Source organism: Flavobacterium sp. ALJ2 (assembly GCF_015594725.1).
Taxonomy (GTDB): Bacteria; Bacteroidota; Bacteroidia; order Flavobacteriales; family Flavobacteriaceae; genus Flavobacterium.
The window spans coordinates 16,113-28,361 of record NZ_JADNRC010000022.1; the positions used below are offsets into that span (position 1 = coordinate 16,113).

The following is a 12,249-nucleotide window of genomic DNA, read 5'->3' on the forward strand; positions in this document are numbered from 1 at the left end:
ATTGTAAATGTGTTCTATAATTGTTTATTTCATTTACATAATTCGTGGTTTTTTGATTTAAGATAGTTGCTTAGAAATAAGGCAACTCAAAAAGATTATGTATCTGAATACTTTGCAGAAAATATGGTTATTCTCGCGAAGACCTATTAATGTAAAAGGAGTCAAACTATTAGATGTTTCTACAAGAACTGCATCTGTCAAATTAATAGCTGATACTTGGATAGATTATATGGATGTTGTAAAAACTAATGACGAATGGAAAATAATAAATGTACTTTGACAGTATAATGATTTATCGCAACATGAATAAAGTTGGATATAAAATTCATTGAAAAATCTATTGCAGTTTGCTGAATTACCTAAAATTGGTAACTTTTCGTAAATCTATAAGATATCATGGGAAGAAATACATCTATACCGTTGGGGAGCCATTTCAAGAGTTTTATCGAGCATAGTCTTTCTGAAGGAAGATTTAAAAATACTAGTGAAATTGTCAGAACAGGTTTACGTCTTTTAGAAGAAGAGAAAAATCGGTTAATCATTTTAAAAAAATGCGGTTCAGTAAGGGATTAATATCGGACGAGCTGAAAATTTCGATTCGAATAAATACCTTGAGAGTCTAAAAGCAAAGAGAAAAGAAAATGACTAAATATTTAAGTTGATGTCTTAAGCTAGTCAGAGTACAATGTCATTAAGTTAAGCTTTTTGAACTATAATTTATCTTGCAAAGACGCCCAAGTCTCCAAGTTTTTACATGATTTTTTTGCTACTTGGGCGTCTTTACGAGAGATTTATTCGATAAAGCATTGTATGTGTTTACTTAATTTAATGGCATTGCCCAATAGCAACCAAGATTGTTCCTTAATAAAATCATCTTCCTTTGATGCTTAAATCACTTAAAATTTTTGCCGTTTCAGAATCAGAATTGGCCGAAAATCCTGCAACATAAACTCCTTTTTTGCCCGAGGTAGATTTTATTCCATAAACCACAGCTTCATCTCCAGGATCGGAGTTGCCTTCGTATCGATACACATGTACGATTTCAAATTTTTCTGGATTTTTCTTAATTACATCTTCATTTAGATTAAAATCATATGTAAATCCTTTTTCGTTTAATTGATCCAAAGCTTTGGAAACAGTTGCGTAATGATACATTTTAATCATAATAAATGAAATTTTAGAGGTTAACGATTAAAGATAACTATTTTAAAATTAAGTGGTTGTAAAAGAGTGTTAAAGTAAATTTTGTAATGCTCGAAAGTAACCTATAAAAACGCTAAATTTGCCACGCAGACCGCCTTATCGTCGTTTTGAGAAATCAAAAGGGAGGAAAGTCCGGACACCACAGAGAAGCATAGCGGGTAACACCCGTCGGTCCCGATAGCTATCGGGATTAGGACAAGTGCAGCAGAAAGTATGTACAGGTAATGCTGTAGTGAAAACAGGTAAACTCTATGCGGTGAAATATCAAGTATATCAGCATTTAAGAGCTTCTCGTTCGTTGCTGAAGGGTAGATAGCTTGAACTTATGAGTAATTGTAAGTCTAGATAAATGATAAGGTATTGTTAGTAATAACAAGAACAGAATCCGGCTTACAGGTCTGCATTTTTTTATATTTGTGAGAGTATCAAATTTATTTTCATGAAACTATCTTCATTAGTTATTTCTGAAAAACCAAAATAAGATTCAATTTCTTATTACTTATGGGAAATAAAAAAAGGACACGTAGATTGTAGCTATTTACTTTTTTAAATTTGTGTAAATCTTTTTATCCCAATAGCTATCGGGAGTGACAAAAAAACTTATTGAAATGAAAACAAGAATTGGAATTTTAGGATTGGGTGGAGTAGGCGGTTATTTTGGTGGACTTTTGGCAAAAGCCTATGCCGAAAAGGATGCTATAGAAGTAGTTTTTATTGCTAGAGGAAAAGCGATGGAAGTTATTGCCGAATCGGGTTTAAAAATTAGTACAGATGAAGGAGAAACGACTGTTTTTCCAACTGTAGTATCTAATGATCCTGATGTAATCGGAAAGCTAGACTATCTTATTTGCGCTACTAAAACCTATGATATCGAAGAAAGTCTTGATGCCATAAAAAAATGTATTACTAAGAATACGGTTTTCCTTCCTTTGTATAATGGTGTTGATGCTTCGGAACGTATTAGTACACTTTTTCCAGATAATGAAGTTTTACAAGGTTGTGTTTATATTGTTTCAATGATTGCCGCACCTGGTGTGATTAAAAAAACAGGTATTTACGAAAAGTTATTTTTTGGTTCAGATAGTGCTTCTGTTTATAGAATGAAAGCATTGCAAACTATTTTTCAAAATGCTAAAATCGAAAGCTATTTGGTAGATACAATTGAAGATACAGTTTGGGAAAAGTTTGTTTTTATTTCTTCATTGGCTTCGGCTACTTCTTATTTAAATCAGAATATTGGTGAAATCATGGAAAATGCCTCTAGTCGTAATTTATATGTTTCGTTATTAAATGAAATCACTATGATTGCAGCTGTAAAAGGACTAAATCTGCCTAATGATATTGTAATGCAAACGATACTGAAACTCGAGAAATCACCTCGTGATGCAACTTCATCTATGCACCGTGATTTGTTGGCAGGAAAAAAAATAGAGCTTTCGTCGCTTACTGAATTTGTAGTAAATGAAGGTTTAAAATACGAAATCGAAACGCCAACCTATCAGATGATTTTAGATAAATTAGATAAATACGAAAGGTAATTAATATGTATTGGGTATAATCTTCAACACATAGATACATAGGTTTTACTTCCTCAAAAAACACGCTTCACTTATTAAAAAAACACAGAGTTATGCTATGCGAAAGAAATGTATTTCTTTTTGTTTCCTTTGTGATATATAAAATCTATGTTTCTATGTGTTAATAAGTTTAAGATTGTGTGATTTTAATCTATTATTTTAAACACCAGTCCGATATTACGAATACTATCGATGCTAATTCGGGAATCGTCTTTAAAGTATTTTCGAATTTTACTGATGTAAACATCCATGCTTCTTCCTGAAAAAAAGTCGTCATTTTTCCAAATCGATTTCAGGATTTGTTCTCTTTTTAGCATTTGATTTTTATGTCTGTAAAAGAAATGAATAAGAGCAGCTTCTTTTTCAGTAAGCTGTTGTGTTATATTGTCTTTTTTTAAACACAAACGTTTGGTGTCAAATAAATAAAAACCTATCTATAAGTTTCGATTACTTTAAAATATTCCTTTGGTAAAATGAAAGACACTGAATTTAAAGGCAAAAATATAAATGATTCAGATAGAATTCGGTAATGTTTATTTAGATATGAATATATAAAAACAAGCCTCCTTGAATAATCAAGGAGGCTTTATGCTTATGTGAATCAGGTTTTAATTAACCTTCGTCGTCTTCGGTGTTTTTTGTAGATGATTCGTTGCTCATTTTCTTCTCTTCGGAAGAATCAAATTTGAAGAAACTAAAAAATGAATCACCATAACTTTTCTTGAATGAGAAATTACTCAGCTTATTTTTATTAGATTTATTACATTTTATTTGATTGTAATATGTGTTTATTTTTGTTTTTCCTGAAATATTTGTATTTAAAATCTTATATATTATAAAAAAAAAGTTATTTTTGGTAAAATAGATTTCATTTTTCGACGCAAAGGATAAGTAGAAATTATACGATTATTCGAATAATCCTCCTGCAGGAAAATTACAAACTGCTAGGAAAGTTAGTTCGATTACATCGAAAGAGAGTAGTAAATTTAGGAGAAAACTGGTAGAGGTTGTGATTAGGATTAGGATAATGTGTTTTATAACTGACCCTATTGATGATTGAGGCGGTGGCGGGAATGTATGTTCCACTTCCAAACGTATCTAAATCGTAATCCACCATTTGCTCCATAAAACCCTAGATTAATAAAACAAAATTTGTCTATTACTATAAGTAAGTCACATGATAGGTTTGATAATTGGAAAATAATATAGGATGAAATACATTGTTTATATTTTTGTTTTTATGTTTTCAGTGAGTATACTTGCGCAAAGGGTACGTCCTTTTATTGGTGGTATCGTTTATTTACATGGTGATTTTGAAAAATCTACTTTTGGCAACTTTTCATTAGGTTCAGAAATTAAGGTGGTTAAATTTTTTAGAGCTGAAATCGAAGTAAGTTATATGTTTGGGAGATTAGAAGATGCTGTGAGTCGGGATGAAAAAGGGATTACTATGAGTGTTTCAGAAAAATCAGCCTCAGCTATGAATTATAGTTTTTGTCCAAAAATAGTTATTGGAGATTATGAGGAGGATTCGGGTTATATACAAATACTTCCGAGATATACGTTTTCTAGAATTGAAGCTAAAAAAGAATTAACTTCAAGGAATCCTGCGGATCTTTCAAAACCTATTAAAGAAAGAAAAAATGCGTCGGATACACAACATTCATTAGGAATTGGTGTTGGTTATATTTATAATTTCCCGGGAGAATATCAGAATTCTATAGGATTTAATTTGTATTATAACGGAGTTGATTTGGGAAATGCCCTCAATAAATTAAAGACGAATCCCGATAGTTATAATTACAGTACTAAGGATGTTATTGGATTTGGGATTAATTTTTATTTAGGATTGAAAAAGAAAAAAGGGTAGTTGTTATAAAACAAGCCCCATTGAATTTTTCAACGGGGCTTTATATTGTGAATCAGGTTTTAATTAACTTTCGTCGTCTTCGGTATTTTTTGTAGATGTTTCGTTGTTTACCTCTTCCTCTTCAGCTGAATCAAATTCGAAGAAACTAAAAAACGAACCTCCATAACTTTTCTTGAATGAAAAATTACTCAAATGATCCAGTTTAGTGTATTTAGAATGTTCGATAATCATCATTCCGTCTTCTTGCAATAGGTCTCTTTCAAAAACCAGCATGACAATTTTTTCAAATGTAGCTTGATCCATTGCATAAGGAGGATCAGCAAAAATAATATCGTAAGATGTTTTGCAGCTTTCTAAGAATTTAAAAACATCACTTTTTGTAGCAGCAATATTAAAGTCATATTCTGCAGCAATCTGTTTGATGAATTTTACACAACCAAAATCTCCATCTACAGATGTAATTGGAGTGCAGCCGCGAGAAGCAAATTCATAGCTTATATTTCCGGTTCCTGCAAATAAATCTAATATCTTTAAACCTTCAAAACTGAAATGGTTGTTCAAAACATTAAATAAAGCTTCTTTAGACATGTCGGTTGTAGGTCTTACGGGAAGGTTTTTTGGTGGAGAAATACGTCTTCCTTTGTGTTTTCCTGAAATGATTCTCATGATTGAAAAAGTATAAAATGTTGTTGATTTTGAGCTGTTGAAAAAGAATTTTTTCTTTTTAAATTAGATACGTCAAACAAGGATACATTTCGGATATACTTATAAGCGATTGCAAAAAAATCATCTTTTTCAGAAATCGTCCCTAATAATTCAAGTTTAAAAATCTCTGGATTCATATTAAGTTGTTCTGCTGTAAACAGTAAATAATAAATAAAATCCTCAGGAGTTTGATATTCAAAAGAATTAAATAATAGTAGTTTTTTATTTTGTACTACAATGATTTCAAAATGTCCAAAATTAAAATTCACAATCATTGTTTTCTCATCATTGTTTTTGGATACATCCAAAAGTTTTTCGACAAGAATACTATTAGCATGTTTGTATTCGAATGAACCAAACTGGTCAATAAAAAAGTTATTGATATTTACATAAGGAATGTAAACAGCATTCATTTGGTAATTAGAAATTACATCGAAAGCAAAAAAATCGGTTTCAAAAACCTTGGTGTTATATTGTAAATAACTCCCAAGGAAGCTTTCATCAAAAAGAGCAGTAGGAACAAATGTTGATAAATTGTTGTTGTGAATAACTGTTATCTCATCATATGTGTCTTTAAGTTCTGGATGTTTACTAAAAGCATCAGCAAATAAATCTTCAATTTTTGTAGTTTTATGAAACGTGTCAAAAGTAACTTCGTTTAAAGACAGGATGGTATTGTTTAAAGTATCAAAACAACAAAACGAAAGGCCAGTCAGTGAAACCTGAATGGAAAGTTTTTTGTATTTTTTTGATGCTATATTTATATTTTGTAATTGCATAAATGGTTTTAGAATTCAATTCTTGTTAAGAATAAAAATAGAATTATACGTGATGACAAACTTACAATTTTTTTTATTCATTTGGGATTTTATGTGGTTCCCTCGCGTTTGATACCTATATTTGATGATAATTTCACATTAAAATAATTGTTATGAGTTCTTCCTTGTTTTATAGTCTTTTACAAAAAAAGTTTCCTTTTTCGCCTACATATAAACAGGATATTTTTTTTCAAAAGATTGCTATATTTTTAACCGATACAGCTAATGAGACAATTTTTGTGCTTAAAGGATATGCTGGAACAGGAAAAACTACAGTAATTTCGACTATTGTAAATAATTTAATAGATATTGATAAGAAATATGTCTTGCTTGCACCAACAGGTCGTGCAGCCAAAGTAATATCAAATTATTCGAATAAACCAGCTTTTACTATTCATAAAAAAATATACTTCCCTAAAAAATCTTCAGGAGGAGGCGTTTCGTTTACCATTCAGCAAAACAAGCATAAAAACACCATTTTTATCGTCGATGAAGCTTCGATGATTTCTGATAGCAACTCAGATTCAAAATTATATGAAAACGGTTCATTGCTAGATGACTTAATTTCGTATGTTTATTCGGGAACTAATTGTAAAATGATTCTTTTGGGAGATACGGCTCAGTTGCCTCCAGTAAACCTTGATATTAGCCCAGCACTTGATATTCATACATTAAGTGTAAATTATAATAAAGAAATTGAACACATCGAACTTGATGAAGTAATGCGTCAGGAAGAAAATTCAGGAATTTTATTTAATGCTACAGAATTACGGGAATTGTTAAAAGAGAGTTTTATAACCGAATTTAGATTTGATGTAAAGAAATTTAAAGACATCGTGCGATTAACAGATGGATATGATATTCAGGATGCTATTAACTCCGCTTACAGTAATTATAGTATTGAAGATACAGCATTTATAGTACGCTCTAATAAAAGAGCCAATCAGTACAATGAACAAATTAGAACCAAGATTTTATTTAAAGAAAGTGATCTTTCTACAGGTGATTTCTTGATGGTGGTCAAGAATAATTACTTCTGGTTAAAAGATTCAGACGAAGCTGGTTTTATTGCTAATGGAGATATTATCGAAATCCTTGAAATCTTCAGTATTCAGGAGTTATACGGATTTAAATTTGCTAAAGTAAAAATACGAATGGTCGATTATCCAAATCAGAAACCTTTCGAGACCGTTTTGTTATTGGATACTATTAAAAGTGAATCTCCATCATTAACTTACGAAGAATCAAATAGATTGTATGAGGAGGTAATGAAAGATTATGAAAATGAAACAACCAAGTATAAGAAATTCCAGAAAGTAAAAGCAAACGAATATTTTAATGGTTTACAGGTAAAGTTTTCTTATGCAATAACTTGTCATAAATCGCAAGGAGGGCAATGGGATACAGTATTTATTGAGCAACCTTATTTGCCAAACGGAATCGACAGGGATTATATTCGCTGGTTGTACACTGCTATGACTAGAGCGAAAAATAAATTATATTTGATAGGCTTTAAAGATGAACATTTTGTTGAGTAATCAATGAGAAAAATCTAATTTGGATTATGAATACACTAAACGATTTACATACAATTTCACAAACTTTTTCGAATACTGATAAAATGCCTGTTTTATTTCTTGGGCATGGAAGTCCGATGAATGCTATAGAAGAAAATGAGTTTGTCGCTGGATTTAGAAACTTGGCCAAAACATTGCCTCAGCCCAATGCTATTTTGTGTATTTCGGCACATTGGTATACCAAAGGGACAAAAGTTACAGCTATGGAAATGCCTAAAACGATTCATGATTTTGGAGGTTTTCCACAAGCTTTATTTGATGTGCAATATCCAGCCAAAGGAAGTCCAGAATTAGCTATTGAAACTAAAAGAATAGTAAGTCCTTTCGAAATAGAGTTAGATGAAACCTGGGGTTTAGATCACGGCGCGTGGAGTGTAATTAAACATTTATATCCAGAGGCTAATGTTCCGGTGATTCAGTTAAGTATTGATTATACTAAATCGGGGCAATATCATCTTGAATTGGCTCAAAAACTACAATCGCTACGCAATAAGGGAGTTTTGATTATTGGTAGTGGTAATATCGTTCACAATTTAAGATTAGTAGATTTTCATAACTATGATAGAGATAATTATGGTTACGATTGGGCAATAGAAGCACAACAAACAATTAACAACTATTTAAAGGACGGAAATTTTCAGCCACTTATTAATTACGAAAAAATGGATAAAGCAATTCAATTAGCAATTCCAACACCAGATCACTATTTACCATTGCTTTATACATTGGGTTTAAAGAATAAATCAGAAGAATTAAGCTTATTTAATGATAAACTATTGGCTGGGTCGTTGAGCATGACTTCGGTTAAGATTGTGTAATTTTTTCTAGTTTCAGTTTCTAGTTTCAGTTTCCATTTTTTATGTTTCTTAATGATAAATATCTTTTATCTGGGAATACTTGATTTTGGTACGGGTTTATGATGGAAGTTTTGTTATTTTGTGTAAATGAATTATGTATAACTAAAAAGAAATAGAGTAGGAGAAGTACTAATGAGTTTTTCTTGGTTTTATTTTTAGTATAAAAATAAATATTTTGTAATACATTAAAATTTAATTATTTAAGAAATATGTTATAAATAATTTTTTAAAACCTGATTGTGAATAGGTATATTTGTTTCTAAGATTGAACATTAATACTATCAAAAATGAAAATAATAGCAGTTATTCCCGCGCGTTATGCTTCTACAAGGTTTCCGGCGAAACTTATGCAAGATTTGGGAGGAAAAACAGTAATTTTAAGAACATATCAAGCTGCAATACAAACCAACTTGTTTGATGATGTATTTGTTGTAACTGATTCTGATATTATATTCGACGAAATAGTTTCTAATGACGGAAAAGCGATTATGAGTATCAAAGAGCATGAATCGGGAAGTGACCGAATTGCAGAGGCTATTCAAGATTTAGAAGTTGATATTGTGGTAAATGTTCAAGGAGATGAGCCTTTTATAGATGAGGAGCCATTAGCAAAAGTTATTGAAGTTTTTAGAAATGATTACGACAAAAAAGTGGATTTGGCCTCTTTAATGCGTGAAATAAAAGAGGAATCTGAAATAAATAATCCTAATAATGTAAAAGTTGTGGTAGATCAAAGTGGATTTGCTTTGTATTTTTCTCGTTCAGTGATTCCGTATCCAAGAGACAAAGATGTTGGAGTGCGTTATTTTCAGCATATTGGAATTTACGCTTTTAGGAAACAGGCATTATTAGATTTTTATAGCCTTCCGATGAAGTCTCTTGAAGCTTCAGAGAAGTTAGAACAATTACGTTATTTAGAGTTTGGTAAACGCATTAAAATGGTTGAAACAACTCATGTAGGAATAGGAATAGATACACCAGAGGATTTAGAAAGAGCAAAAGAACTATTGAATTCAAAGTAGGTTTTTAAATAATATATAGGCAATTAATTTTTTATCATTTTGAAAAATGAAAACCTAACAATATGAGTTGTCATAAAACAAAAAAAAGCTCCAAATTTGGAGCTTTTTTTATGTTTAATATTGAGATTAAATTCTTAATATAAATTAGGAAATTTAGTTGGATTTACCTCATTCATCATGCTGTAAACTTTTTCATAAATATCTTCGGCAGAAGGTTTAGAAAAGTAATCACCATCGGTTCCATAAGCAGGTCGGTGAGCTTTTGCAGTCAATGTTTGTGGTTTGCTATCTAAATGTATGTATGCGTCTTGTTGTTCGATAATTTGTTGTAAGATGAAAGCAGAAGCTCCACCTGGTAGATCTTCATCGATTACTAATAAACGATTTGTTTTGGTAATACTTTTTACAATATCTTGATTAATATCAAAAGGGAGCAATGATTGTAAATCAATAACCTCACAGTCAATACCCACTTGTAACAATTCAGTAGCAGCTTGCTCTACTAAACGTAATGTTGATCCGTATGAAACTAGGGTGATATCCTTACCCTCTTTTAAAGTTTCAATAACACCAATTGGGGTTTTAAACTCTCCGTAGTTGGTAGGAGCTTTTTCTTTTAATCTGTATCCATTTAAACATTCGATTACAAGAGCAGGTTCGTCACATTCTAATAAAGTGTTATAAAAACCAGCAGCTTGTGTCATGTTTCTAGGTACTAGTACATGTATTCCGCGAATTGCATTAATAATCATTCCCATAGGAGAACCCGAATGCCAGATTCCTTCTAAACGGTGTCCACGTGTTCTAACGATTAAAGGTGCTTTTTGCTTCCCTACAGTTCTATATTGTAACGTAGCCAAATCATCACTCATGATTTGTATTGCGTATAGTAAATAATCTAAATATTGAATTTCGGCAATAGGACGTAATCCTCTTAAAGCCATTCCAATTCCTTGACCAATTATAGTAGCTTCACGAATACCTACATCGGCAACACGAAGTTCTCCATATTTTTCCTGCATTCCTTCCAGTCCTTGGTTAACGTCACCAATGTTTCCTACGTCTTCTCCAAAAATTAATGTTTCAGGATATTTAGTAAAGATTGCGTCAAAATTATCTCTTACAATCATTCTTCCATCAACATCTAAGCTATTGGCATCATATTTTGGTAAAACTTTCTTTGCAGAAAAAACATTTAAGTCTGACTCTGAGTATAAATTACTGCTAAATGTTTCTTGTGTTGTAGCTATATAAGATGTAATCCAGTTTGCTAATTCAGCTTTGCAATCTTCATTTACAATTAAACGTAATACTTTACGAGCAATGATTAACATTTCCTTTTTTAGAGGAGTTTTAATATTCCTTAATTCGCTTGTAAGTTTTAAGATTTGTTCCTTACTAGCACTTCTAGGAGCAATATTTTCTAATAAAGAGAGTAATTTTTTTTGATCTTGAATAACAGGATCTATAAATGAATTCCATGCTTCTTTTTTGGCATCGAGAACTTCTTTTTTAAGTTCAAGTTCCATATCAGACAATTCTTCAGGAGAAGCAATGTTAATAGCAATCATCCATAATCTCATTTGACGAATACAGTCAAAATCTTTTTCCCAAGCCAGTCTTGCAGCATTTTTATAACGCTCGTGAGAACCAGAAGTAGAGTGTCCTTGTGGTTGTGTTAATTCGTTTACATGAATTAATACAGGAATATGTTTTTCGCGGGCAATAGCTGCCGCTTCTTCGTAAGTTGCTATTAGTTCGGCATAATCCCAGCCTTTTACTCTAAATATTTCATACCCGTTTGAGTTTTCATCACGTTGGTATCCTTTTAAAATTTCAGAGATATTTTCTTTAGTAGTCTGATGTTTCGCATGAACTGAAATTCCGTATTCATCATCCCAAACACTCATTACCATTGGCACTTGCAGTACTCCGGCAGCATTTATAGTTTCAAAAAATAACCCTTCAGATGTACTGGCGTTTCCAATAGTTCCCCATGCAATTTCGTTGCCATTAACAGAGAAATTATCTTTAGTTTTTATGCCATCAACATTTCTATAAATTTTAGAAGCCTGTGCAAGACCTAATAATCTTGGCATTTGCCCAGCAGTAGGAGAGATATCAGCACTTGAATTTTTTTGTTTGGTTAGGTTTTTCCATGAACCATCTTCATTTAAACTATGAGTAACAAAATGCCCGCCCATTTGTCTTCCTGCAGACATTGGATCAAATTCTAAATCAGTATGTCCGTATAAACCAGCAAAAAATTGTTTTGGAGTTAATTCACCAATTGCCATCATGAAAGTTTGATCACGGTAATATCCTGATCTGAAATCACCATTCTTGAAAGCTTTAGCCATAGCTAATTGAGGGACTTCTTTTCCATCGCCAAAAATTCCAAATTTGGCTTTTCCTGTCAATACTTCCTTACGACCTATTAAGCTACATTCCCGGCTAATAACAGCAATTCTGTAGTCGTTCAAAACTTCAGTTTTGAAATCTTCGAAAGTAAGTGTAGTATTGTTTTTTTCTTTTATCATAATCTGGAAATGGTCATGTTAGATCACAAAATTACTTAAAAACTAGCAATTATCATAATTCGTTAAAAAAAATATAATTT

Annotated in this window: 11 protein-coding genes, 1 other RNA gene and 1 pseudogene; 8 read left to right on the forward strand and 5 right to left on the reverse strand. The window is 31.5% G+C overall.

Going from position 1 to position 12,249, the window contains the following annotated elements; genetic code table 11:
- Positions 1 to 97 precede the first annotated feature (97 nt).
- On the forward strand, positions 98 to 280 hold the full coding sequence (locus IUY40_RS18065) for a nuclear transport factor 2 family protein (protein ID WP_229335652.1): 183 nt from the start codon (positions 98 to 100) through the stop codon (positions 278 to 280).
- Positions 281 to 396: 116 nt separating this feature from the next.
- Positions 397 to 649, forward strand: a pseudogene (locus tag IUY40_RS18070) (type II toxin-antitoxin system ParD family antitoxin).
- A 221-nt stretch (positions 650 to 870) separates the two neighbouring features.
- Here the strand turns inward: IUY40_RS18070 and IUY40_RS18075 are convergent.
- Complete coding sequence (locus tag IUY40_RS18075) at positions 871 to 1,164, reverse strand: hypothetical protein (protein ID WP_195738262.1); 294 nt, start codon at positions 1,162 to 1,164, stop codon at positions 871 to 873.
- Between the two features lie 122 nt (positions 1,165 to 1,286).
- On the opposite strand from IUY40_RS18075, the gene rnpB reads away from it, so the two are divergent.
- An RNA gene (gene rnpB, locus IUY40_RS18080) (RNase P RNA component class A) lies at positions 1,287 to 1,612 on the forward strand.
- Between the two features lie 199 nt (positions 1,613 to 1,811).
- Positions 1,812 to 2,741: a 2-dehydropantoate 2-reductase gene (locus IUY40_RS18085; protein ID WP_195738263.1), complete on the forward strand. Its 930-nt coding sequence runs from the start codon at positions 1,812 to 1,814 to the stop codon at positions 2,739 to 2,741.
- A gap of 185 nt (positions 2,742 to 2,926) precedes the next feature.
- Here IUY40_RS18085 and IUY40_RS19550 read toward each other — a convergent pair whose 3' ends face one another.
- Entirely contained in the window at positions 2,927 to 3,184 is a 258-nt protein-coding gene (locus tag IUY40_RS19550) for a winged helix-turn-helix domain-containing protein (RefSeq protein WP_317190941.1), read from the reverse strand.
- An 806-nt stretch (positions 3,185 to 3,990) separates the two neighbouring features.
- On the opposite strand from IUY40_RS19550, the gene IUY40_RS18095 reads away from it, so the two are divergent.
- Positions 3,991 to 4,650: a hypothetical protein gene (locus IUY40_RS18095; protein WP_195738264.1), complete on the forward strand. Its 660-nt coding sequence runs from the start codon at positions 3,991 to 3,993 to the stop codon at positions 4,648 to 4,650.
- A gap of 63 nt (positions 4,651 to 4,713) precedes the next feature.
- Here IUY40_RS18095 and IUY40_RS18100 read toward each other — a convergent pair whose 3' ends face one another.
- A complete protein-coding gene (locus IUY40_RS18100; protein ID WP_195738265.1) occupies positions 4,714 to 5,316 on the reverse strand; it encodes an RsmD family RNA methyltransferase in 603 nt (200 codons plus the stop codon).
- Positions 5,313 to 6,134, reverse strand: coding sequence for a DUF3822 family protein (locus tag IUY40_RS18105; protein WP_195738266.1), 822 nt, complete (start codon positions 6,132 to 6,134; stop codon positions 5,313 to 5,315). The genes IUY40_RS18100 and IUY40_RS18105 overlap by 4 nt, the downstream gene beginning before the upstream one ends.
- Before the next feature lie 152 nt (positions 6,135 to 6,286).
- Here IUY40_RS18105 and IUY40_RS18110 point away from each other — a divergent pair, with 152 nt between their 5' ends.
- The 3 genes from IUY40_RS18110 (at position 6,287) to kdsB (ending at position 9,629) form a co-directional block, all read left to right on the forward strand.
- Positions 6,287 to 7,711 carry an AAA family ATPase gene (locus tag IUY40_RS18110; protein ID WP_195738267.1) on the forward strand — a complete coding sequence of 475 codons (1,425 nt, stop codon included), beginning with the start codon at positions 6,287 to 6,289 and terminating at the stop codon, positions 7,709 to 7,711.
- Between the two features lie 26 nt (positions 7,712 to 7,737).
- The gene (gene ygiD, locus IUY40_RS18115) at positions 7,738 to 8,568 is read left to right on the forward strand and encodes a 4,5-DOPA dioxygenase extradiol (RefSeq protein WP_195738268.1); all 831 of its coding nucleotides are present in this window, start codon (positions 7,738 to 7,740) and stop codon (positions 8,566 to 8,568) included.
- A 326-nt stretch (positions 8,569 to 8,894) separates the two neighbouring features.
- Entirely contained in the window at positions 8,895 to 9,629 is a 735-nt protein-coding gene (kdsB, locus tag IUY40_RS18120; protein ID WP_195738269.1) for a 3-deoxy-manno-octulosonate cytidylyltransferase, read from the forward strand.
- A 134-nt stretch (positions 9,630 to 9,763) separates the two neighbouring features.
- On the opposite strand, the gene IUY40_RS18125 is transcribed toward kdsB, so the two are convergent.
- Positions 9,764 to 12,169 carry an alpha-ketoacid dehydrogenase subunit alpha/beta gene (locus tag IUY40_RS18125; protein ID WP_195738270.1) on the reverse strand — a complete coding sequence of 802 codons (2,406 nt, stop codon included), beginning with the start codon at positions 12,167 to 12,169 and terminating at the stop codon, positions 9,764 to 9,766.
- Positions 12,170 to 12,249 lie beyond the last annotated feature (80 nt).

Bases quoted from the DNA above. Each gene is read 5' to 3' on its own strand.
- IUY40_RS18065 (WP_229335652.1), top strand. From the start codon at position 98: ATGTATCTGAATACTTTGCAGAAAATATGGTTATTCTCGCGAAGACCT.
- IUY40_RS18075 (WP_195738262.1), bottom strand. From the start codon at position 1,164: ATGATTAAAATGTATCATTACGCAACTGTTTCCAAAGCTTTGGATCAA.
- IUY40_RS18085 (WP_195738263.1), top strand. From the start codon at position 1,812: ATGAAAACAAGAATTGGAATTTTAGGATTGGGTGGAGTAGGCGGTTAT.
- IUY40_RS18095 (WP_195738264.1), top strand. From the start codon at position 3,991: ATGAAATACATTGTTTATATTTTTGTTTTTATGTTTTCAGTGAGTATA.
- IUY40_RS18100 (WP_195738265.1), bottom strand. From the start codon at position 5,316: ATGAGAATCATTTCAGGAAAACACAAAGGAAGACGTATTTCTCCACCA.
- IUY40_RS18105 (WP_195738266.1), bottom strand. From the start codon at position 6,134: ATGCAATTACAAAATATAAATATAGCATCAAAAAAATACAAAAAACTT.
- IUY40_RS18110 (WP_195738267.1), top strand. From the start codon at position 6,287: ATGAGTTCTTCCTTGTTTTATAGTCTTTTACAAAAAAAGTTTCCTTTT.
- ygiD (WP_195738268.1), top strand. From the start codon at position 7,738: ATGAATACACTAAACGATTTACATACAATTTCACAAACTTTTTCGAAT.
- kdsB (WP_195738269.1), top strand. From the start codon at position 8,895: ATGAAAATAATAGCAGTTATTCCCGCGCGTTATGCTTCTACAAGGTTT.
- IUY40_RS18125 (WP_195738270.1), bottom strand. From the start codon at position 12,169: ATGATAAAAGAAAAAAACAATACTACACTTACTTTCGAAGATTTCAAA.